The sequence below is a fragment of the Actinoallomurus acanthiterrae genome (assembly GCF_054775715.1).
The window spans coordinates 8,153,382-8,174,061 of record NZ_BAAHCO010000001.1 but is presented as its reverse complement, the minus strand read 5'-3'; the positions used below and the strand labels follow the sequence as shown (position 1 = coordinate 8,174,061).

General features: G+C 69.5%; 18 protein-coding genes and 2 pseudogenes. 3 read left to right on the top strand and 17 right to left on the bottom strand.

Annotation, left to right across the window (positions count from 1 at the left end; translation table 11 throughout):
* Nucleotides 1–16: 16 nt before the first annotated feature.
* The 6 genes and pseudogenes from hypE to ACYVF7_RS38520 form a co-directional block, all read right to left on the bottom strand.
* The gene (hypE, locus tag ACYVF7_RS38545; protein ID WP_460350468.1) at nt 17–1,210 is read right to left on the bottom strand and encodes a hydrogenase expression/formation protein HypE; all 1,194 of its coding nucleotides are present in this window, start codon (nt 1,208–1,210) and stop codon (nt 17–19) included.
* The gene (gene hypD / locus ACYVF7_RS38540) at nt 1,207–2,334 is read right to left on the bottom strand and encodes a hydrogenase formation protein HypD (protein WP_460350465.1); all 1,128 of its coding nucleotides are present in this window, start codon (nt 2,332–2,334) and stop codon (nt 1,207–1,209) included. Before hypD ends, hypE begins: the two co-directional genes overlap by 4 nt.
* An 11-nt stretch (nt 2,335–2,345) precedes the next feature.
* Nucleotides 2,346–2,615 (bottom strand): HypC/HybG/HupF family hydrogenase formation chaperone, encoded by a 270-nt coding sequence (locus ACYVF7_RS38535; protein ID WP_460350463.1) that lies wholly within the window; start codon nt 2,613–2,615, stop codon nt 2,346–2,348.
* A 168-nt stretch (nt 2,616–2,783) separates the two neighbouring features.
* Complete coding sequence (locus ACYVF7_RS38530) at nt 2,784–3,413, bottom strand: hypothetical protein (protein WP_460350461.1); 630 nt, start codon at nt 3,411–3,413, stop codon at nt 2,784–2,786.
* Nucleotides 3,400–3,624 carry a hypothetical protein gene (locus ACYVF7_RS38525; protein WP_460358655.1) on the bottom strand — a complete coding sequence of 75 codons (225 nt, stop codon included), beginning with the start codon at nt 3,622–3,624 and terminating at the stop codon, nt 3,400–3,402. The genes ACYVF7_RS38530 and ACYVF7_RS38525 overlap by 14 nt, the downstream gene beginning before the upstream one ends.
* A 45-nt stretch (nt 3,625–3,669) precedes the next feature.
* A pseudogene (locus ACYVF7_RS38520) lies at nt 3,670–3,945 on the bottom strand (hypothetical protein); the annotation flags it as partial.
* Nucleotides 3,946–4,319: 374 nt separating this feature from the next.
* Here ACYVF7_RS38520 and ACYVF7_RS38515 point away from each other — a divergent pair.
* Nucleotides 4,320–4,544 carry a hypothetical protein gene (locus ACYVF7_RS38515; RefSeq protein ID WP_460350459.1) on the top strand — a complete coding sequence of 75 codons (225 nt, stop codon included), beginning with the start codon at nt 4,320–4,322 and terminating at the stop codon, nt 4,542–4,544.
* Nucleotides 4,545–4,741: 197 nt separating this feature from the next.
* Nucleotides 4,742–4,891 carry a hypothetical protein gene (locus tag ACYVF7_RS38510; protein WP_460350457.1) on the top strand — a complete coding sequence of 50 codons (150 nt, stop codon included), beginning with the start codon at nt 4,742–4,744 and terminating at the stop codon, nt 4,889–4,891.
* 116 nt (nt 4,892–5,007) lie between these two features.
* On the opposite strand, the gene ACYVF7_RS38505 is transcribed toward ACYVF7_RS38510, so the two are convergent.
* From ACYVF7_RS38505 to ACYVF7_RS38470, 8 genes and pseudogenes are all read right to left on the bottom strand, one after another.
* Nucleotides 5,008–6,171, bottom strand: coding sequence for a toxic anion resistance protein (locus ACYVF7_RS38505; protein ID WP_460350455.1), 1,164 nt, complete (start codon nt 6,169–6,171; stop codon nt 5,008–5,010).
* 9 nt (nt 6,172–6,180) lie between these two features.
* Complete coding sequence (locus ACYVF7_RS38500; RefSeq protein ID WP_460350453.1) at nt 6,181–7,227, bottom strand: hypothetical protein; 1,047 nt, start codon at nt 7,225–7,227, stop codon at nt 6,181–6,183.
* Between the two features lie 154 nt (nt 7,228–7,381).
* Entirely contained in the window at nt 7,382–8,935 is a 1,554-nt protein-coding gene (locus ACYVF7_RS38495; protein ID WP_460350451.1) for an alpha-L-arabinofuranosidase B, read from the bottom strand.
* Between the two features lie 262 nt (nt 8,936–9,197).
* Nucleotides 9,198–9,689: a flavin reductase family protein gene (locus tag ACYVF7_RS38490; RefSeq protein ID WP_460350449.1), complete on the bottom strand. Its 492-nt coding sequence runs from the start codon at nt 9,687–9,689 to the stop codon at nt 9,198–9,200.
* Between the two features lie 182 nt (nt 9,690–9,871).
* Nucleotides 9,872–11,403, bottom strand: a pseudogene (locus tag ACYVF7_RS38485) (tryptophan halogenase family protein).
* 533 nt (nt 11,404–11,936) lie between these two features.
* Nucleotides 11,937–13,010 carry a glycosyltransferase family 2 protein gene (locus ACYVF7_RS38480; protein ID WP_460350447.1) on the bottom strand — a complete coding sequence of 358 codons (1,074 nt, stop codon included), beginning with the start codon at nt 13,008–13,010 and terminating at the stop codon, nt 11,937–11,939.
* 291 nt (nt 13,011–13,301) lie between these two features.
* Nucleotides 13,302–14,351, bottom strand: a complete 1,050-nt coding sequence (locus ACYVF7_RS38475) for a cellulose-binding domain-containing protein (protein ID WP_460350445.1) — start codon at nt 14,349–14,351, stop codon at nt 13,302–13,304.
* A 186-nt stretch (nt 14,352–14,537) separates the two neighbouring features.
* A complete protein-coding gene (locus ACYVF7_RS38470) occupies nt 14,538–15,143 on the bottom strand; it encodes a TetR/AcrR family transcriptional regulator (RefSeq protein ID WP_460350443.1) in 606 nt (201 codons plus the stop codon).
* Nucleotides 15,144–15,199: 56 nt separating this feature from the next.
* Between ACYVF7_RS38470 and ACYVF7_RS38465 the strand changes: the two genes are divergently transcribed.
* Entirely contained in the window at nt 15,200–16,138 is a 939-nt protein-coding gene (locus tag ACYVF7_RS38465; RefSeq protein ID WP_460350440.1) for an SDR family oxidoreductase, read from the top strand.
* A gap of 48 nt (nt 16,139–16,186) precedes the next feature.
* Here ACYVF7_RS38465 and ACYVF7_RS38460 read toward each other — a convergent pair whose 3' ends face one another.
* From ACYVF7_RS38460 to ACYVF7_RS38450, 3 genes are all read right to left on the bottom strand, one after another.
* Nucleotides 16,187–17,347: a CaiB/BaiF CoA transferase family protein gene (locus ACYVF7_RS38460; protein WP_460350438.1), complete on the bottom strand. Its 1,161-nt coding sequence runs from the start codon at nt 17,345–17,347 to the stop codon at nt 16,187–16,189.
* Nucleotides 17,348–17,472: 125 nt separating this feature from the next.
* Nucleotides 17,473–19,089, bottom strand: coding sequence for a thiamine pyrophosphate-binding protein (locus ACYVF7_RS38455; protein ID WP_460350436.1), 1,617 nt, complete (start codon nt 19,087–19,089; stop codon nt 17,473–17,475).
* A gap of 251 nt (nt 19,090–19,340) precedes the next feature.
* Nucleotides 19,341–20,615: a glucuronyl esterase domain-containing protein gene (locus ACYVF7_RS38450; RefSeq protein WP_460350433.1), complete on the bottom strand. Its 1,275-nt coding sequence runs from the start codon at nt 20,613–20,615 to the stop codon at nt 19,341–19,343.
* Nucleotides 20,616–20,680 lie beyond the last annotated feature (65 nt).

The window sequence follows — 20,680 nt, the reverse complement described above, 5'->3', positions numbered from 1 at the left end:
CGCTCCGCGTTGAAGGTCAGCAGATGCGCGGAAGCGGGTCGCCGACGAGGAGGTCGACGATTCGCGTTCCGCCGAACGCCGTGTTGAGCAGCACCAGACCCACGGGGTCCGGGGCGACCCTTCCGATCAGCGCCGCGTCGGCGCCCAGGGGATGCGCGCGCAGGGCGGCGAGCGCGGCGTCGGCGTCGGCGCCGTCCACGACGGCGACCATGCGGCCTTCACAGGCGACGTAGAGGGGGTCGATGCCGAGCAGTTCGCCGGCGCCGGCGACCTCCGGACGGATCGGCACGGCCGTCTCGTCGACGACGATCGCGACCTCGGACGCGGCGGCCACCTCGTTCAGGACCGTCGCGACACCGCCACGCGTCGCGTCCCGGAGCACCCGGGTGCCGGGCGCAGCCTCCAGGAGAGACGCGCACAGCTCGTGCAGGGGCGCCGTGTCGGAGATCAGATCCGCGTCGATGTCGAGTTCGCCGCGCGCGAGCATCACGGTGATGCCGTGGTCGCCGATCGGCCCCGACACCAGCACCGCGTCACCAGGACGCGCAGCGCCCGCGGACAGGCACAGGTCACGCTCGAGCACGCCGATGCCGGCCGTCGTGATGTAACAGCCGTCGGCCTTCCCGCGCTGCACGACCTTCGTGTCGCCGGTGACGACCCGCACGCCGGCGCGGACGGCGGCCCGGGCCATCGAACCGGTGACGCGCCGCAGCTCCTCGATGGGGAAGCCCTCTTCGAGAACGAACCCCGCGGACAGGAACAGGGGCCGCGCGCCGCACACGGCCAGGTCGTTGACCGTGCCGTTCACCGCGAGATGGCCGATGTCGCCCCCGGGAAAGAACAGCGGGGAGACCACGAAGGAGTCGGTGGTGAAGACCAGCCGCGCGCCGTCCACGGTGACGGTCGCGCCGTCCTCCATCGCCTCGAGCAGCGGATTGCGGAACGCCTCCAGGAAGATCGCGTCGATCAGCGTGTGCGTCGCCTTGCCGCCCGAGCCGTGCGCGAGCGTGATGCGCTCTTCCCTGAGCCGGGGCCTGCGGCGCCGCACCTGCTCGATGCGCTCCAGGACCTGCCGTTCCCGGTCCGGTTCGCCCGCCACGGGCGGTACAGCGGCGACGTGCTCCGCCGCGGCCTCACGGACGGCCCGCTCCGCCCAGACGGCGTGCTCCCGTGCCTCGCCCACGTTCGACTCGCCCCGTGCCTCGCTCACGTTCCGCTCGCCTCCCGGGCGCGCTCCCGGCTGAACCGGCCGAAGTTGTAGTACGCCGCGCAGGCGCCTTCGGCGGAGACCATGCAGGTGCCGATGGGAGTCTCCGGCGTGCACGCGGTCCCGAAGACCTTGCACTCCCAGGGCTTCAGCACGCCCTTGAGGACCTCTCCGCACTGGCACGCCTTCGGATCGGCGACCCGGACACCCGGCAGTTCGAAGACCCGCTCGGCGTCGAAGCGCGCGTACGCGTCCCTCATCCGGAGCGCGGAATGCGAGATGAAGCCCAGGCCGCGCCACTCGAAGTACGGACGGGGCTCCATCACCTCGCCGATGACGCGCAGCGCCGTGGGGTTGCCGTCCCACGGCACGACCCGCGCGTACTGGTTCTCGACCTCGGCGCGGCCCTCGGCGAGCTGGCGCAGCAGCATGTGCACCGACGCCAGGACGTCCAGCGGTTCGAACCCGGCGCAGACGAGCGGTCTCCCGTAGTCGCGGGCGATGAACTCGTACGGCCGGCAGCCGATCACCGTGGAGACGTGACCGGGTCCCAGGAATCCGTCGAGGCGCAGATCGGGGGAGTCGAGGATCGCCTTGATCGCCGGAATGATCATCACGTGGTTGCAGAACACCGAGAAGTTGTCGACGCCGTCCGCCGCGGCGCGCAGCACGGTCATCGCGGTGGACGGCGCCGTCGTCTCGAACCCGATCCCCATGAACACCACGCGCCGGTCCGGATTGGCGCGCGCGATCTTCAGGGCGTCCAACGGGGAGTACACCATCCGGATGTCCGCCCCCGCGGCCTTGGCGTCGAAGAACGACCCCTGGCCGCCGGGGACGCGCATCATGTCACCGAACGAGGTCATGATCACATCCGGCTGCCCGGCGATCGCGATCGCGTCGTCGACCCGGCCCATCGGAATGACGCAGACCGGACAGCCCGGCCCGTGCACGAGCTGGATCGCCTCCGGCAGGTGGTCCTCGATGCCGTGCTTGTAGATCGTGTGCGTGTGCCCGCCGCACACTTCCATGAACCGGTACCGCCGGCCGGGCTCGCACAGCGCGGCGATCCGCGAGGCCAGCACCCGTGCCTTCCCCGCGTCCCGGTACTCATCGACGAAGCGCATCCCGGCCCCTCCTACAGGTTCGACTCCCGAAGCGCGGTGACCTCGTCGTCGTACGCCTGGCCCATGTCCTCGAGGAGGTCCAGGACGGCCTGAGCCTCCGACTCGGAGATCTTGGACAGCGCGAAGCCGACGTGCACGAGGACCCAGTCGCCCTGCTGCAGGCTCTGTCCTGCGAGCAGCCCGATGTTGACCCGGCGCCGGACCCCGCTCACGTCGACGGTCGCCAGGTCCGGAGGGTCGTCACAGAATTCGACCAGCTCTCCAGGGATCCCCAGGCACATCCGCGTACTCCTCGCTCCCACGGTCCGCGCTCACTCCCGCCGGAGGGCTTGATCGCCTACGGGTACCTACCCCTGGTCTTCCGGGAATCGCCATGGGCATCGTCATCTCCCGGAAAAGGAGAGCCGTCATCCGGTGAAAGGCGGTCGATGAAGAAGTCCCGCTGCCGGTCAGCCCGCCGCCGGCGGCGCTCCGAGGTCGTCGTCCGGCTCGCGGTCGCGCAGGTAGCGAGTGTGGTCGCGCATCCGCCGCGTGTCGGCGTCGTAGACGTGCTCGGCGGTCTTCGTCACGGACACCATGATCAGGTCGAGCTGGGTGATGAGCTCCTCACCCGCCGTTCCGTGGCCGATCCGGCGGGCGGCGTACCAGCGGGGCAGGTTGAGGTAGGTCTCGAAGCTGGTCGGGAGGTCGGTCCGGATCGCGCGGGACACCTCGTACAGCAGGTCGGGTGAACCGTTCAGCACGTCGGATCGGAGCAGGACGTCGCGGAGCATGGACGCGATGATCTCGAGGCGCTCCCGAGCCTGCGCGGGCACGCGATGGTCGCGGACCCGGGCGACCAGCTCGTCGAGGTCGCCGCGCAGCCGACCGGTCTCAGCCGCGGTGTCGCCGACGACGAGGTTCACCCTCTGCGGTGGTGCGGCCAGCGCCCCCACGCCGTACATGCCGACCACGACGAGCGGCCAGTACGGCCCCGCGAGGCCCGCGAAGTGCAGGACCAGCCCGGCCAGGCCGGCCGCCGAGCCGACGAGGTTCTTGGTCGACCCGAGGTAGCGGACGACCCGGTCACTGATAGCCACGGATCTCCTTGAACACCACGGACAGCGACTGTGCCCGGGCGTCGAACGTCCTGCCCTGGGTGAGCTGTGCGAGCGCGGTCATCTGACCGATCGCCGACTCCCCGAACAGGACCGTGAAGACCGGGATCCGCCGTAGCTGCGGAGGCTGTCCCCCGTACCAGGCGCGGAAGGATTCGGCCGAGGCGCCCTTGTTGCTCTCACCGTCCGACATCAGCACGATCGACGTGAATCGGTCGGCTTCGCCTCCGGTCGGCCGCGCGGCCACCGCGAACGCCCGCTCCAGACTGTCGTAGATCGCGGTGGCGCCCCCGGCGTTGAGGCTCTGGGCGAACCCGCGGATCCGCGCGAGCTCGGCCTCGGGCCGGCTCGGGGGCAACACGTACGTCGCGGGGGATCCGGGCCGGGTGCTGAAGGGCAGCAGTGTCACCTCCTCGCGGTCGTGGAACCGCTGGAAGCGTCCGGCGAGCGTGGAGTCCGCGCCGGTCAGCGCCGTCAGCGCGGTCTTCAGGGACGCCAGCCGCGCGCCTGCCATGGAGCCGGAGACGTCGAGCACGTAGACCGTGCGCGCAGGCGGCGGAGCCGGTTGAAGTAGGCGTCGACGAGCGCGTCGACGGCGTCCGCGCGCGCCGGAAACGGCAGCTCGGGCGGCTGGGCCGCGAACTCGGCGCCGGGCCGTACGTCCGGGTCGGCGGCCGCCGGTGGGTCTGCGTCATGATCTTGCGTTGGACGTCGGCGCGCCGCAGGTAGCCGGTCAGCCTGCGGAAGGCGTCGCCGGCACCGCTGGACGCCGAGGACAGCAGCGTGAGCGGGTAGTCCGCGGTGACCACGCCGTCGCTCGGGTAGACGACGGTGAGCGGCTCGGGGAGCCGTCGTGCGGCGCCCAGGCCGAGGAGCACGGACTCGTAGTTGACCAGGCCGTCGACGCGGGACGGGTCGCGCGCGTACGTGTCCGACAGCCAGCCGGAGGATCCCGCGGTGAGCCGCTGGGCGGCGAAGAAGCCCTTCAGCCGAGGTGCGACCCGGTCGATGGTGGGTCCGTCCAGCGCCGCGCCGGTGCCCGACAGCGCGGCGGCGACGCCGACGAGCGCGGAGAACCCGGAGTTCGACGACGCCGGATCGGTCATGCCGTAGGTGAACCTCCCGGCCGACGCGGCGTCCGCGATCGCGGCCCAGGTCGGCCTGGTGTGATCCCAGCCGAGGCGGCGTGCGGTCGAGGCGCGCAGGCCGAGGACCACGGGGGACGACATGATCTTCACGGAGGGGCCCAGCCGGGACTGGCCGTCCGGGCGCAGCGTCAGGTAGCGGTTGGAGGAGAACCAGATCGCGTCGTGCCGCCCGCCGGCCGTACCGCTGAGCACCTGCTGAACGCCGTCGAGGGTGCCGGCGTAGTCGAGCTCGACGCCGACTCCGGTGGCCTTCGTGGCCTCGCGGAGGATCGGCGCCAGGTCGGACAGCTCGCTGCCGGCGAGGATCCGTAGCGTGCCGGCCTTCTTCGTGTCGGCCGGGGCGCCGCCGCTGCAGCCCGCGGCGACCGTCAGGACCCCGGCGGCCGCGAGTCGCGCGAAGACGTGCCGCGCCCGCGGGCGGGCTCTCGTCATGATTCCAGCTCGTTCCGCCGGTGGGCGCGGCTCAGGTACTCGGACGCCCGGTTCAGCTCCGCGCCGAGCGCGTCGACCGTGGACTGCATGTTGGTGACGGCCTGCACCTTGAACGAGTCGATCGCGTCGATCGTGCGATAGATCTGCTCGAACGACGTCCGCAGAGTCCGCACGCCGACGGCCGGGTCGGCGGCGATCCGCTGGATCTCTCCGCTCTGCCCGGCGAGCATCTCGGCGTTGGCGGCGATGATGTCCTCGGTGGTGGCCCGCAGGGCGTTCACCTGCTCGATGACGAGCTTCTGGTTGGACAGCGCGGCCGCGATGGTCACCGCGATTCGCAGCGCGGACACCGTGGTCGACGCGGCCCGGTCCACGCCCCTGACCAGTTCGTCGTTGTTGCGGCGCACGGTGTCCAGCGCGAGGTAGCCCTGGGCGCAGACGGCGAGCTGGGTGAGGAGGTCCTGCCGTTTCTGGCGTACGGGGAACAGCACGTCGGCGCGCAGCGCGTTCGCCTTCTCCTCGTCCGCCGTCTCCAGGATCTTCTGCTCGACGGCCTCGTCGAGTGCCTGGGCGAGCACCGCGTACTCCTGGAGCTTGCCCATCGTGGCCCACAGCGCGGCGCGTTCGTTCTGGATGGCGGCGTTGTCGCGACGCAGCTCGTCCTGCCCGGACCGCAGCGCGGTGACGATCTTGTTGATGTTGACGTTCGCCGACTGATAGCGGGAGACGAAGTCGCGGAGGGACCTGCCGAACGGCAGCTTCGACAGCAGCCGCCGGCCGGTGACCTTGCCGACGTCCTTGGGATCGAGATCCTCGACCGTGCGCCGCAGCTCCACCAGGCCCTTGGCCACCCGTTGCTGCGCGTCCGCCGACTCGCCCTTGGCCCCGGCGAGGGCCGCCACCGAACGGCCGAGCATCCTGTTCGCGGCCTGGGCCGACGACCGGATCTCCCCGTCACCGAGGGCGGCCACCTGACCGATCTTGCCGGCGAACTCCGGGCTGCGCGGATCGAGCGCCGCGAGATCGCCCACGTACGTCCGCGCCCGCAGCGTCAGCTCCTCGCGTTTCGCGTCCTCGAGCGGGATCAGTGTCTCCGCCCGGTCCGCCGGGACGGCGGCGACGGGTTCAGGGGGCGTGAGGATGAGATCCTCATCGGCCATTGAGGCTCCTTAGCCGTACGACTTGGCGACACTCTCGAGCAGGTGCTCGAGAGTGTCGTAAGAGGGGATGTCGACCACGTCGATCAGGTCGGGCGCGACCGGGAGCCGGTGGTCGGCGGTGAGCTTGGTGAATCGCGCGGGGTCCGCGGTGCGGAATCCATGCTGGGCCGCGAGCCGCTGCAACTCGGGGTCGCCGGTCAGCAGCCGGCCGACGCGGTCGCCCTTCGCGTCGAGCGGCACCAGCGTGTGCGTGGACTGCACGGTCGGCGACGGGTACATCAGCACCATGCCGGGCCGCAGCCGCCCCCGTACGCCGGCGTCGACGAACTGGGCCTCGTACGCACAGACCAGCGGCGTCTTCCCCATTCCGAGGGACAGGTAGTCCTCGAAGGGGCCTTCGGTCGTGTTCTCGGTGTAGCCCTGGTCGAGGAAGAGCCCGGACAGCAAGGGCAGCACCTTCTTCTCCGCCGCCTCCCCGCGTACGACGGAGTCTCCGTTGGCGACGTACGAGGCGATGGCGAGGTACATGGCCGCCGAGTTGGAACTGCGAGGGTCGGTCGTGGAGACCAGGATGTTCTTGCGCACCGGATAGGCGGTGTTGTTCTTCAGCTGGTCCCAGCGCACCTTCCGCGCGACCAGCCGGAGGTACCGCGACATGTCGAAGGTCCACGTGGCGCCGTGCCGGGCGACGCCCTCCCGGGCCAGCAGCTCCGCGATCGGCTGGAACGTCGCGATCACCATCGGAGAGCTGAACGGGGTGTACTTCGTGGTGATCCGGCGTTCCTGCTGGATCCGGTCGGCCGCGGGCGCGCTGGAAGGGAAGGCGAAGTCGTAACGCTTCAGGTCGATGGAGGTCGCGATCTGCCGCGAGCCGGCCGGATCGACCTCGACTTTCAGCCCGTTACGAGTGAAGGCCTTCCGTACCTGAGGGTCGTCGAAGAACGCCTGCTTCTCCGAGCCGATGACGCCGCGGATCGTGATCGCCCCGTGCGACGAACCGCGGCCCTCGATGATCGCTATGACGACGCCGACCGCGAGGACCCCCGCCAGCGCCATTGATATGAGCCGCCTCATGTCTGACGGCATTGTCCGCCGCGTAATCGACCGCCGCACCAGCGGCCGATGACCGGCGGATGGCCGGAACGTTACGCTCCGGGCGGCGCGAGCCGCCCCCGGGAACCGGGGACGGCTCCGCTCAGGTCGACCGCGTCTACACCCAGGGCTGGCTGACGGCCCAGCTCACGTCGTCGGCCCAGGACGAGGAGCTGTCGAAGTCGTGCGATCCGCCGTTGGAGGCGACGTAGACGGTGTTGTTGTAGTGGCGGATGAACCGGTCCGGGTAGTTGTAGGAGGCGAGCGAGGTGCCCTGGCCGCTCTTGCCGGTCTGCGGGCAGAACGTGGCGTCCGAGGCGAACAGCGAGCTGCCGTCGTTGTGCTGCCGGTACAGCTCGAAGTTCTGATGCCGTAGGTAGTCGCCGGGGTAGTTCGTCGACTCGAACGACACGCACGAACCGCTGGCCAGGCCGCTGCGCACGATCCAGGTGGCGTCGTTCTTGTCGAGATCCGGGCTGGACGAGTTGATCACCGACGTGATGGCCTTGTCGTCGTAGTGTCGGATGTAGCGGTCGGTGTAGCCGGAGGTCGTCGCGCGCAGCGAGATCGACGAGCCGGGGGTGAGCGATCCGTCAGAGCCGCCGCCGCTCGACGTCGTGTATCCGGCGGCGACGATGCTCGCCTGTACCGAGCTCTCGGTGGCGTCCGACGGGTAGCCGGAGGTCATCACGCCCTCGTAGAAGGTACCGGCGGAACCCTTACTGTTGTCGCCGCCGATTCCGAGGATGATGGCGCCTTCCTTGTGCATCGGGTTGTAGCCCGAGACGTTGGGGCGCGCGCCGCTGTAGAAGGTCGACACGCCGCCGGACTGCGCGTTGCCGCCGCGGATGGCCCAGTGATTCGGCTCACCCTTGACGATCGCGGTCAGGTACCGGTGGTTGATGGTCGGATCGCCCGCGTTGTAGTGCTGGTTCACGCCGGAGAACAGGCCGTTCTCCAGGTCGGCCATGATCCAGGGGCCGTTGCCCGCGCCGTAGCCCCAGACCTTGATGTTGCCGAAGTAGATGGCCTCCATGTGGCCGTTGCCGGTGTCGTTGTTGCTGGTCTCGGCATTGCCGTAGTCGAAGCAGCAGCCGCCGTTGTAGTGCGTGCCGTCGAGGACCGCGTACATCCCCTGTGCCTGGTCTCCGGTCGCGATGCCCGAGGTGTGGTCGTTGCGGTACCCGGTGCCGGGAGCCACGTAGACGCCATAGGCCTTGTGGCCGCCCACGGTGGTCGGCGCCGCGGTCGCGTTGGCGAGGTTGTCCGGGCCGCCGGCCGCCCCGCCCCCGGGTGCCTGGGTGAGGTTGTTCCCCCGGCCGGACTGGTCGTAGATGACGGTGATGACGCAGCTCGTGCCGGAGCAGAACGAGTCCTGCGCGGCGGCGTTGGCGTATCCGCCGGCGCTGAGCAGACCGATGTTCCGCGTGGTGTTGTCCGAAGAGCGGCGCACCTGGTACAGCGAACCGTTGTAGGAGGCGTACAGGGCACGGGTCGTGCTGTGCGCCGCCACGCACGGGGTGCCGCCGGCGGCGTAGATGTCACACGGCAGCGACGTCGCGGCCTGTGACGGCGTGGAGATTCCGGTCTGCAGGCCGGCGGCGAGCGCGACCGCCGCGCCCGCCGAGATCAGTGCTTTTCGCGCACGGCGAAGTCGTGACAGAACATTCATGGTGAGCCTCTCATCCGGCTTCAGCCCGGGAGCAGCGGCGGTCTGCTTCGCATTTCTCTCTGTCTCCTTCGGACTTCGCCCTTGCGTGTTCGATATATCGAACAATGTTCGGAAGCGGTCGCATGGACGTTAAGACGCCTGTTGGGGCCTGTCAACGGCCTTTCCGTGATTACTTGACAGACCGTCCGATCGCGACGTCAACGCCATCTGTCGGCCGGCCGCGATGTCCGGGGCACCGGGTGAATGGCGGCAGGTGTTCCACCTACTGCGGCCAGGTGTGGTAGCGCCTCCTGCCGTAGAGCAAGGGAGCGTGGCCCCTTCGCTGGGTGACGCCGCCGACCCTCCCGAACAGGATGAGGTGGCTTCCTCCGTCCGCCGTGCCGGCGACCCGGCAGTCGGCGATCGCGTGCGCGTATCCGGTCAGATGCGGTCCCGAGGGCCCGGCCGACCAGTCCACCGACTCGAACCGTTCAGGGACGCTCATCCTCGAGCTGAAGATCTCGGCGACGGACTGCGCGCCGCCGTGCAGGAGATTGACCGCGAACGTGCCTCGCCGCAGGATCGCGTTCAGCGTCGGGCTCTCCGCGCGCAGGCACACCAGCAGCGTGGGCGGGGCCGTCGTGAGGCTGCACAGCGCGGAACACGTCATGCCCCACGGCCGCCGTTCGTCGTCCAGGGTCGTCACGATCGCAACGCCGCTGGGGAACTCCGACATCAGGGACCGGAACTCGTTCGGCGAGCAGACATCCGGCATTGAAAGGGATGATTCAGTCACTGCACCTGACCCTTCGCGTAAGCGGGCCGGCGCCGCCACGTCGTCAACGCTGGGACGGCGCCGGAACCTCTTCGTCATGCCGCCGCCCCGCGCGCAGGCCCATCGCCCCGTCCTCCGGGATCCGCCCGGAGGACAGGGCCCGCCCGGAGGGCGGCGCGCCGTTACTTTCCGTGGAGGTGGCGGAGGTACGCATAGGTCGAGGGCAGAGTGTTCAGGAGCTCGTCCCGTCGGCGCCCGACGTCCGCGAACACGGCCTCGGCGGACTCGATGGAGTCCGGCCGGTGGCTGAGCAACGGCATCGAGTGCTCCGGCAGGACGTCGAGTCCGGCGAACACGCAGTAGTAGTTCGCGTTGCTCCAGAAGTTGCGGAATTCGGCCTCGAAGTTGCCGTAGTAGTTGCTCTCGTCGGTGACCGGCAGGTTGACTCCCAGCCCGGACTTGTACAGCGCCATTTTCTCCTTGAAACCGTCCGCCAGCTCCAGCTCCTTGCAGGCGCGCCAGAACGGCGTGTCGTCGCGCGGCGCGAAGCTGAAGTGCGCCTGGATGAAGTCCCGCGTGTCGTCGAACATGTTCTCGATCTCGCGGTTGAACTGGTTCATCAGGACGGGGTCGAAGCGCTTGTCCGGGAAGTGCTTGACCAGTTGGTAGAGCGCCGCGTAGGTGAAGTAGATGCCGGTGGACTCCAGCGGCTCCAGGAAGCAGGAGGACAGGCCGATGCCGACGCAGTTCTTCACCCAGGCCCGCCGGTTGCGGCCGACCCGGAACCTGATGTGGTTGAGCGGCTGCTTCTCCGGGTCGAGGTTCCACATCCGGCAGAACTCCTCGGTCGCCTCGTCCTGCGTGGCGAACCGGCTCGAGTACACGTAACCGGTGCCGAACCGGCCGAGCAGCGGAATCTTCCAGGTCCAGCCGGAGGACATCGCGATCGACGAGGTGAACGGCTCGATCCCGTCGCTCTCGTCGTCGTGCGGCACCTGGGTCGCGACCGCCCGGTCGTTGAGCAGGTGGTCGCTCATGTCCAGGAACGGTTCCTTCATGACCTGGTTGATGAGCAGGCTCCGGAAACCCGAGCAGTCGATGAACAGATCGGCTTCGAGCCGCCGGCCTCGGTCGTGATCGCGGTGATGTGTCCGTTCTGATCGGTCTCCGCGCCGGTGAACCTGTCTTCAATGTGCACCGCTCCCTGCTTCTTGGTGGCGAACCGGCGCAAGAAGTCGGCGACCAGGTTGGCGTCGAAGTGCCAGGCGTAACTCGCCCACTTCGTGCCGTCCATGTGACGGGGGGACAGCTTCTTGTCGAAGATCGCCGGCTGGACGTAGCAGGCGCGGTCGAACGGCTCATCGGTGGCGCCCCGCAGCCGCTTGTACGTCCAGTAGTGGGACAACGGCAGGTTGTCGTGCTCCGGCAGCAGGCCGAAGAGGTGATCGAACCGGTCCAGCCCCGTGCCGTGCGGCCTCGGCCGTGCCTCGCCGGCACCGCCGGTCCGCCAGTTGACGAACCTGATGCCCATCTTGAAACTCGCGTTGCACTCGGGCATCCAGTCTTCCTCCGACAGGCCGAGGAAGTCGAAGAACACCTTCTGGAGATTGGGAATGGTGGCCTCGCCCACCCCGATCTTCGGAATGGCGGGTGCTTCGAGGACCGTGATATTCACCGATCGCCCGAGTGCCTTTCCCAGGTACGCGGCCGACATCCAGCCCGCCGTGCCGCCTCCCAGAACAACGATGTTCTTAATCCGGTCGTCGCCGGCCATGGGTGATCCTCCGATCAGGTGGGTGGTTAATTGCGTAAACGCTCACCGAGTCTCGGGATCGGCGCATTCAGCGCGCTCAGGAAACACGGTGCGTCATCGAGTCGTTCCCCATTATGAGCTGGAACTCCGAGTCGTGTTGTCAGAAACATTGACAGCGCGTAGCGATCATAGACCGGAAGATCGCATCCGGAAAGATGGTGATCGAGCATCTTTTTCCCTGGATCTCGAAAGAGAGGCGCCCGGATGCGGTGAGCTGGTGGTTCGCCGGGCATGGCCGTTCATCCCCACTGATCGTCACTGAATGACCACAAGAGTCGACCATTGAGCGGCTTCTTATGTGAATCGTGCTAATCGGGCTGAGTGCGCGCCTATGGGTGCCCGAAATTCTGTTACGCCTAGGCGGCTCGCACTTATTCGTCGCATGGGACGTGATCGCGTACGGCCGCTGCCGGCCGTACGCGATCAGGCTCGAGCTAGGCGCCGGGAGGCGTGTGGGCGCGTCCCTTCTCGTACACGACGAGCCCCTGGGAGAGCCGGAGCGGGACGAGGATCAGCTCGACGATGAGGGCCTTCCACGCGTAGTAGAGGTTGACCGCCTTCGTCAGGTAGACGAACGGGACGTTCATCAGCACCCGCAGCACCGGCAGCCTCCGCCGTCGCGCCGCATAGATCAGCGGCGGCGCGGTCAGGAGCAGCTCGGAGCCGAGCCACCACGCCAGGGTCGGCGCGACCGGGCGGTGCATCCCGAGGGTGAGGAGGAACGGCGCGGCCCACCACAGCGGCGCGGTGAAGACCTCGAACACCGCCAGGACGATCCACAGCGCCAGCATGGGCTTGCGGACCACCAGCCCGCCGAGGTGCAGCCGGACGTTCTGGAAGAAGCCGGCCATCCAGCGCCACACCTGTTTGCGCAGGTAGGTGAGGGTCTCGGGGTCGGCCGCCCACGCGACCGCGTCACCGACGTAGACGGCCTTGCGGCCCGCGATCTGCTGGGACCAGGTGATGTCCATGTCCTCGACGATGGTGCGCTCGGGGAAGCCGCCGAAGGCCACGAGCATGTCCCGCCGGAACGCCGAGCAGCAGCCGGAGCAGACCACCGGGCTGTTCGCGTGGTTCTGGATCGGCCGGTTCCAGTGGAAGCCGAAGAGGTACTCGATCGACCGGCCACGCTCCCAGACGGTGCGGGTGAACCGCGTCTGCACGTTTCCCGACGCGACGACGACGGCCGGATCGTCGAACGCCGGCTTGATCTTCTCGATGTAGTCGGGTGCGAGCACGGTGTCGGCGTCGACCGCGAGCACGAGATCGGTCCGGCAGTGCGGCAGCGCGTGGTTCTGCGCCTTGGCCTTGCTGCCGAGGTTCCGTACGGGCGTCAGCACGGTCACCCCGTAGGACCGCGCGACCGCGCCGGTGCGGTCGGTCGAGCCGTCGTCGACCACGACGATCTCGTCGGGCGGGACCGTCTGACCGAGAAGGGACTCCAGCGTCGCCGGAAGCCCTTCCTCCTCATTGTGGGCGGGAACGATGACGGTCACGGAGGGCGTCATTTGCGCCTCCTGAACCGCGCGACCGCCGTGACGATCCCGACGACGCCGTAAATGATGGTGCTGAACCCTATGAAGGGCAGACCCCCGTGCATTTCAGACCCCTTTCGCGAAGGCGGCATCCGGTGGCGGCCGAGGAGCCCGCCATCACGGCGGCGGTGACCACCGGGAACTTCATCATCGCGTTCGCCGGACCGGTGCATCGAGGCGTCTTCGCGAGTTGTGGATAACTCGATCGAACGACCCGGCACGGGATGGGCGGCGTGACACTCCGGTCACGCCGCCCGTCACCGATCAGGAGAGGAAGCTGCCGAAGGGGCCGTTGAGGATGCCGTTCTTCTGCGTCGGGCTGAAGTGGCAGTTCGGGTAGTCGTAGAGGGACGCCGACATGCACGTCCCGTCGGTGGACGTGGCGTCGGGCAGGCCGAACGCGTGCCCCAGCTCGTGCACCATTCCGCCGTACCACCGGTTCATCGGGCCGTTGATGCCCGCCGCGCCGTCGGCGTCGTGGCCGCTGAGGATCACCCATCCGTTGCCGCCACCGCCGCCGGCGCCGTCACCTTCCGCGCTGATTTCGCCGACGTTGATCCAGCGGCTGTCCGGCGCGCCGAGACCGAACTTACGGCGCAGCTCGTCCTCCATGTTGCACACCGACCACCAGTACTTGTCGCCGCAATTCGGCGTGTTCTCGTACCAGGTTCGCTGCTTGTCGCCGTTGACGACCTCGACGACCGGGTTGTTCAACGTGAACGTCTTGCCCAGCTCCTGCTTGAAGAAGCGCTGCGCCTCCTGCAGGACCTTGGTGATGCCGTCCGGGTACCGCTGGTCGTACGCCACGTCCGACGGCTTGAGCCAGAAGACCCGTACCGTCTTCGCCGGCGGAGTACCCGGCGGAGGCGTGGTCGGCGGGGTCGGGGTGGTGGTGTCGCCGGTGCAGGTGACGCCGTTGAGGGTGAATCCGGTCGGCACGTCGTTGCTGGCGTTGTTCCACGTGCCGTTGAATCCGAACGAGGCGCTACCGCCCGTCGCCAGGGAGCCGTTCCAGCTCACGTTGGAGGCGGTCACCGCACTGCCGCTCTGCGACACCTGGGCGTTCCAGGCCTGGCCGACCGTCTGCCCGGAGCCGAAGGACCAGCGCAGGGTCCAGCTCGTGAGCGGATCGCCGAGGTTCTTGATCGCGACGTTCGCGCTGAAGCCGCCGGCCCACTGCGAGCCGACGGTGTAGGTGACCTGGCAACCGGTCGAGGCGGCGCGTGCCACGACCGTGGTCGCCATCGCGCCGCTGATCAGACAGGCCGTCAGGAGCCAGGCGATAAGGCCCCCACGTAGTGCTCGTTGGTGCATCCCATTCCTCCATCGCGGCTCGACCGGTGCCGTACTACCTTCCGGCGGTCGAATGTGAGCGCTAACAATCGAGCACGGTGAACGAGCCGCCGCCGCCGTGTCAATGAGCGTCGACGGCGGCGACCGGGGACGTGCGGGAACGCGGCTGAGAGCCGGAAAGTTTCAGACGGCCGCCCGAGCGGCCGTTCAGTCCGAGGCCTCGGAGCGCCTCGCGGCGAGCAGTAGCTGCACCACTTGGTTCAGCGTCGCCTCCGGCGCGTAGCTGCCGGGATCGAGCGTGGAGTGCAGGACGAACCCGTCACCGGCCGCGATGATGAGGGACGCCATCGGCTCCGGATCCACCCACGCGGCGATGAAACCGCTCTCGCGTAGTTCGCGGATGCTCGTCGCGAGCGCGTCGCGGAGTTCGGCCAGCAGGCCGACGACCTGGTCGCGGACGGTCTCGTCGCGTGACGCGGCGGCCAGGGCCTCGATGTAGGCGGGGAAATGCTCGCGTGCCTGCTCCAGGGCCTCCTGAAGGGCGAGCACCGTCCCGAAGAGGCGGCCCAGCGGGTCGTCCGCGACGCCGGTCAACGCGGTGCGGGCGGGCTCGATCCAGGTTCGGACGGCGTGGACCAGCGCCTGGGCCACGAGCTCGTCCTTGGAACCGAAGTGGTACGTGATCGCCTGAAGGTTCACTCCCGCCGCGGAGGCGATCTCGCGGGACGTCGCCCGGGCGACCCCGTGGGTGCGGAGCACGTCGAGGGTGGCGTCGAGCAGGCGGCGGCGAGTAGGGTCTTGTCGCTCACTCATACGTATGTATGATTTCGGTGATGGCCGCCGGAACCGCGCCGACGGAAGGATCGGTCATGAGCCAGATAGATCTTGTGACGGGTGCATACGGATACTCGGGAACCTACCTCAGGCGTCGGCTCGAGATGGCGGGCCACACGGTCCGTACGCTGACGAACCATCCGGCGGCCGACGCCGACGCCGACATCGACGTCTTCCCCCTCGACTTCAGCGACCCGGAGGCCCTATCCGAGGCCTTCGACGGCGTCACGACCTTCTACAACACCTACTGGTCCCGATACGCGCCGGCCGGCACCAGCCACCTGGACGCGGTGGCCAACAGCGAGACACTGCTCGCGGCCGCCGCCCGGATGGGGGTCGAGCGGGTCGTGCACCTCAGCATCACCAATCCGGATCCGGCCTCCTTCTACACCTACTACCAGGGCAAGGCCGCGGTCGAGGATCTCGTCACGGCCGGCGACATGTCCTACGCCATCGTCCGGCCGAGCGTGATCTTCGGCGGAGGCGACATTCTGATCAACAACATCGCCTGGTTGCTGCGCCGGTTCCCGGTGTTCGCCATCCCGGGGACGGGCCGGTACCGGCTGCGCCCGGTGCACGTCCAGGACCTCGCCGACCTGTGCGTACGGCTGGGCGCGGAGCGGACGAACACGATCACCGACGCGATCGGCCCGGAGTCGTTCGGCTTCGAGGACCTGGTCGGCACGATCGCCCAGACCATCGGCGTCCCGTTCCGGCCGGTGCATCTCCCGGCGGCCGCGGTGTCCGTCCTCCTGCGCGGCGTGTCGATGCTGACCCGGGACGTCGTGCTCACGCGGGACGAGATCGAAGGGCTCATGGCGGAACTCGTCATGGTCGAAGGCGAGGCCACCTGCCCCACGCCGCTGACCGGCTACCTGCGTGAGAACGCCGCCCGGATCGGCCGCCGCTACCAGTCGGAACTCGCCCGCCGAGCCGTACCCAGCCTCAGCCTCGAGACGCCAGGATCCCGGTGAGCGCCTGACCGAGCACGAGCGTGTGCGTCTCCGCTCCTCGGCCGTGGGTCAGGGGATCGGGCCGGGATCGGCCGACCGCAGCCACGCCCGGAGCGCGTCGCCGTGCTCATCCAGGCCGGGCGGCGGCGTCGGCGTGGTCGCGGCGGTGTCGGAGAAGGTGATGGGCGGCCGCACCTGCGGCGGATGGTCGTCCCCGACGTGGAGCAGCGGGGACAGGCCGAGCTCGGCCGCGTAGTCGATGGCCGCGGGGATGTCGTTGACCCGCGAGCACGCGATCCCGATCGCGGTCAGCCGCCGTTGCCAGTCGCCGGCGGTACGGGCCGACAGCGCTCCCTCCAGCCGTTCGACCAGCTCCGCGCGGTGCTCGACGCGCGCGGCGTTGGTGGCGAACCGCGGGTCGTCGGCCATGCCGGGCAGCCCGAGCTCGAGGGTGAACCTGCGGAACTGCGCGTCGTTGCCGACCGCGACGGCGAGCAGGCCGTCCTCGCACCGCAGCGTCTCGTACGGTGTGATGCTCGGATGCCGGTTCCCCATCCGGACGGGCGCCTGCCCGGTCGTCAGGTAGCCGGAGACCTGGTTCGCCAGCCCGCCGAGCAGGCTGGACAGCAGGTTCACCTCGACATGCTGCCCGCGGCCGGTGCGCTCCCGCTGACGCAGGGCGGCGAGGATGCCGATGAGGGCGTCCTTGCCGGTGATGACGTCGATGAGGGCGACGCCGACCTTCATGGGATCGCCGTCGGCCGCGCCGGTGATGCTCATGAGGCCGCCCGCGGCCTGGACGACGAAGTCGTAGCCGGGCAGTTCCGCCCCGGCCGAGCTGCCGAATCCGGAGATGGAGGTATAGATCAGGCGCGGGTTCAGCTCACCGGCCTTGTCGTGGTCCAGCCCGTACCGCGCCAGCACTCCAGGCCGGAAGTTCTCCACCAGCACGTCGGCGCGGCGCACCAGCTCGGTCGCGGTCTCGCGGTCGGCCGGGTCGGCCAGGTCGAGCGCGATGCTGCGCTTGCCGCGGTTGACGCCCTCGAAGTACGAGCTGGAACGCGGCGTCCAGGGCGGTCCCCAGCGGCGCGTGTCGTCCCCCTCGCCCGGCCGTTCCACCTTGACCACGGTCGCGCCGAGGTCCGCCATCATCATGGTGGCGAGCGGCCCGGCGAGGACCCGGCTGAAGTCGGCCACCAGCAGTCCGGACAGCGGGCCGCGGTCCGTCATCGGCGTTCCCCGCCCTCGGGGAAGGGTGTCTCCGTACGGCTTCGGGCCGGGTCGCCATCAATGGAGACCGCAGTCATGGTCGGGCTCACTTTCGCGCTCGGGTGTCAGGGGCTCGCGGGTGCCGGTCAGTCGCGCCAGCGCGGGGAGGTCGTACGGGGCGGGGGCAGCGCGGCCGGCAGCCGCAGGAGCGTCGGGCGGCCGTGTCCCGCCGCCTCGCGCAGCGCGGAGGGGAGCTCCGCGACGCCGGGCACCTCCGCGGCGGCGATGCCGAAGCTGCGCGCGAGCGCCACGAAATCCGGAGTCGCCAGGTGGACGCCCTTCTCGGGATGGCCGAACCGCTCCTGGTTATACCGGAGCATGCCGTAGCAGGCGTCGTCCACGACGAGGACCGTCACCGGCAGCCGCTCCTGCGCGAGCGTGGCGAGCTCGCCGACGCCGAACATCAGGCCGCCGTCTCCGCAGACGGCGAGGGTGGGCGTGCCCGACACGGCGGCGGGGCCGATCGCCGCCGGGAGGGCGTAGCCGAGCGTGCCCCAGCCCACCGGGTACTGCAGCCGCCGCGGGCGTCCCATCGAGGCGTACCCGCCGACCCAGTAGCCCGCGACGGCCATGTCCGCCACGACGGCGCCCGCCGCGGGCCACGCGTCCTCGACGGCCTCGACGAGGCCCAGCGGCTCGTCGCACTTCTCGCCGCGCAGCCTCTCCCTGACCTTCTCGCGCAGCCCCGCCGCGTCCGTCCACGACGCCGGGCGGGCGGCGACCGCGTGGGCCAGCGCCCGCAGCGTCTCCCGGGCGTCGCCGAGGACGCCGACGTCGGGGGAGTAGTTCTTGGCCAGGTCGGTCGCGTCGCAGTTGACCGCCACCAGCCGGGGCGGGCGCGGCATCGACCAGTTGCGGGTGTTCATCCCGTCGAAGTCGGTGCCCACCGCCACCATCAGGTCGGCTTCGGCGATCAGCGCGGCCACCTCGGGCTCGTGCGGCGGGGCCGCGACCAGGCACGGATGGTCGTCGGGCAGCACGCCGCGAGCGCCGAACGTGGTGACCACCGGGGCGCCCAGCCGCCGGGCCAGGACGTCCAGGTCGCCCTCGGCACCGGCCTGCACCACCCCGCCGCCGGCCCACAGCACGACCCGTCCGGCCCGGTCGATCTCGGCTACGGCGGCGGCGAGCCGGTCGTCCCCGGGGACGGTGCGTTCCGGCGCGGTGTGCCGTACGGGCACGCCCGGTCGTCCCAGGACGTCGGTCGGCACGTCCAGGTAGACCGGCCCCTGCGGCCAGGTGAGCGCGGTGGTGATCGCCGCGCCGACGGCCTTCGCAACCTCGCCGGGCGTACGCGGCCGGTGGACGGCCTTGGCCAGTGGTTCGAACAGCGCCGCCTGGTCCGCGCTCTCGTGCAGGATGCCGCGCACCACACCGGGGCGGCGCAGCGTGGTGGCGACCTCGCTGGCGACGAGCAGCACCGGGCTGTGCGACGCCGCGGCCTCGCCGAACGCGGCGACCGCGTTGGCGGCGCCCGGGCCCGTCGTCGTCAGCGCGACGCCGAGCGCGCCGGTGGCGCGGGCGGCGCCGTCGGCGGCGTACACGGTGGTCTGCTCGTGCCTGACCCCGATGATGCCCGGCCGGCCGGGCCGTTGCTGTTGCCAGAACGCGAGGTTGTGCACGCCCGGAAGGCCGAAGACGCGCTCCGTTCCGATCGACGCGAGAGCGTCGAGGACGCTGCCCGCGACGGTCACCTGGTCCATGTGAGCTTCTCCCATCTCCGGCCTGGGGTTCGCCTCGCGGATGCCGTGGCCATCCGCTCGCTCTGGGACTCCGCCGACCCGTACCGCTCGGTCTACTACAACGCGCCCACCGACCGCGAACCGTCGGGCGCGAGCACGCCGAAATGCAGGTCAGGCGCGTGGCCTGACCTGCATTGGTGCGGGGGACCGGTCGGCGGAACAGGCGGGGGTCACTCCCACGCCGGTACCGGTGCCCTGGGAGCCGAACGTGGTCAACCGGCCGGGCCACCGGAGAGGGGCGGAGTCTGCCAGTCCCGCCACTGGGCCAGGTTGCCGGCCTTCTGGCCGGAGATCCTGATCACGCCTGGAGCGTTGCCCGTCTTCAGCAGGAACTTCTGGATGTTCTGTACCAACGGGGTCTTCCACTCAGGCCGGACGGCGCAGTGCGTGCCGTCCTGGACGTCGGACCAGTAGGTGATGTCGTCTCCCGCGCCGAGCGCCTTGTAGACCTCCGCTCCGCCCAGCGCGGCCACGCTCCCGGACCTGGCGGCCAGCCAGTCGATGTGCGGATTCTCCATGATGAAGAGTCCGCGCGGGGCGACCATGGCCACCATCTCGTGCGTGTCCACCGGCAGGTCGCCCGGGTTTCCGGTGAAGGAGCCGAACGCGTCGCCCAGCCACGGCTGCTCGGAATAGGCACTGCTCAGCGGCTGGGCACCGCTCTCCCCGGCGATCCCGCGGAAGATGGGAGCACCCCCGCTGCCTGATTCGATCGGCATGGTCAGAGCGATGCGCTGATCGAACGTACCGGCCACGAAGGCGCCCTTGCCGAACCGCGAGCATCCCGTGACGCCGGTCGCGTCCGCCTTGAGGATGCCGCCGCCCGACTGCTCGATGACGTCGATGATCCGGCTCACACCCCAGGCCCAGGCCATGAGCAGCCCGGTGCTGCTCGACGAGCCGTAGATGCTGTAGTACGCGCCTTGCTTGTTGTTCCGTGGGGTGCCCTCCTTTCCGACCTGGTACGGGTCGTAGCTGATGACGGCGGCACCCGAGGCCAGAATGGTGGCCGTGTCCGCGCCGAATCCTCCGTAGACGATGACGGCCGGGAAAGGTCCGGTGCCGCTCGGCAGTTGGACACTCGCCGAAAAGCCGGCGCTCTTTCCCTGGTCCGTCACATTGACGGTGATGCCGGTCCGGGAGACCGTTCCCGTGACACCTTGCGGTTTTCCGTGCTTCTCGCCGTAGACGTACTTCTCGGCCAGCTTCTTGATCTCTTCCCGCCGGCACCGCCAATCGGACTTCGTGGAGATGCGCGTGCCGTTCAGTTTCGTGAAGGGATCGGGAAGCTTGGAGTTGGCCGGAAACGAGCCGGGGAGGGAGACCGGGCAGTCGGCGCCCTCGTCCTCGACGGGCACGGTGACCGCGAGGCGGCCGGTGGCCGCGGCTCTCACTGGCGCCGTTGCCGCTCCAGCGATCGCGAGTGCCGCCATCGCCGACATGACGATCACGGAACGGATCCCAGAGCGGCCCGAGCTGATGATCACTAGGGCTCTCCTTCCGTGCGGTGGGGGAGGCTGCGCAGCGATCTCAGCGACCGATGCTGAGGAAT